Here is a 1344-nt window from a genome sequence, read left to right on the forward strand (position 1 = left end):
CGATGATGTATCCTTTGAATTGCAGAACTGTAGAAAACTTGATCGTGTCACCAACGACTGGATGCGAACTGGAGACAATGAAGATGGTTGTTTTCGTGTGGTTATTCCTACGGGTGCAATAGAAAGCATCGAGCCTGCGCCATATGTAAAAAAAGACGATAACGATTACAGATTCAGTCCTTTTGTTGGAGACAAGTAACAGTCTTTGTCATTTGGATATTAGACCTGTTCATAATCAAGCTCTTTCTAAAACATGTATACTTAGATTTTAAATCTAAGTCCTTATATGGGAGCAGGTGCCATATCAATCTGAAAAATGAAAGTAGAGATGTTGTTTGGAGGAAGTACTAGATTCACCATACTTGAAACATTAGCAGAGGCCAAGCAATCCATTACAGCACACCATATTGCCCTAACCAGAGGACTAGACCCTGCTGCCACATACCGCTGTTTAACAGAATTTTTGGAGTTTGGAATTGTCAAATCTGAAACAAGACAACGTAACAGGACATTTTACAGACTTTCAAGCGGACCGGGAAGAGCTGCTGCTAAATTTATGCATTCATTAAAACAAAAAGATCCAGATGATCTAGAAGACTGGCTATCTCCCAAGATGCAAGCCAAGCGAATGGCAAAGATTACAAGACTTGATAAATCAAATGAATCAAAAATCCGAGATAAAGTCCAAACCCAAAATATTGACAAACTCTTGTCTAAAAGAACACCAGGAGAGCTAACTGCACTTGTGATATCATCAAAGATAGGATTTGGTAAATTATTTGAACATAAAGGTAATGTGTTTATTCTAAATGAATAGGGATGCATAAGATTGGTAGAGAATACACGTACTAGATTCAAGACATCCCCAGAATACAAGGAGATCAAGGAAGAGCGGGATCTGTTTCGAAGAAGGATACTCTTTTTAGGGGTTCTTACATCAAAGCTAAAAGAAAATAGTGTAGACGCCATACTTGTGGGCGGAGAGGCAATAGATCTGTATACAGCAGGAAACTTTGCTACTTCAGATATTGATCTAGTGGTGGACAACAAGACAATAACTGAAAAATTACTCAATAAATTTGGGTTTGGAAAACAAGGAAATCAGTTGTGGTTCAACAGCGATCTAAACATAATAGTCCAAGTAATAGACAAGTCTTACAGTGGAGATTCCAGCAGATTAAAGAAATTCAGGGTGAAAAATTACGAGTTAAAAGTGGCAGCGCCAGAGGATTTGATTCAAAACAGGCTGTACTCTGCCAAGTTCTGGAAGAGCAACCCCCAGAGAGACATGGAGCAGAGCATCGCATTACTTGGAATATTCTCAGATTCTATTGATAATGTATA

3 protein-coding genes are annotated in these 1344 nt (G+C 38.5%); all 3 read left to right on the forward strand.

Going from position 1 to position 1344, the window contains the following annotated elements:
- A partial coding sequence (locus DYY66_RS08765; protein ID WP_218583691.1) for a hypothetical protein occupies window positions 1-199 on the forward strand: 199 nt, incomplete at its 5' end.
- A 117-nt stretch (window positions 200-316) separates the two neighbouring features.
- Complete coding sequence (locus DYY66_RS08770; RefSeq protein ID WP_166288268.1) at window positions 317-817, forward strand: helix-turn-helix domain-containing protein; 501 nt, start codon at window positions 317-319, stop codon at window positions 815-817.
- Between the two features lie 12 nt (window positions 818-829).
- The coding region (locus DYY66_RS08775; RefSeq protein ID WP_166288271.1) for a hypothetical protein at window positions 830-1344 on the forward strand (515 nt) is incomplete at its 3' end.

It is taken from the genome of Candidatus Nitrosotalea sp. FS (assembly GCF_011319475.1).
Lineage (GTDB): Archaea > Thermoproteota > Nitrososphaeria > Nitrososphaerales > Nitrosopumilaceae > Nitrosotalea.

Coding starts and splice junctions, on each gene's coding strand:
- DYY66_RS08770 (WP_166288268.1), top strand. CDS start 317: ATGAAAGTAGAGATGTTGTTTGGAGGAAGTACTAGATTCACCATACTT.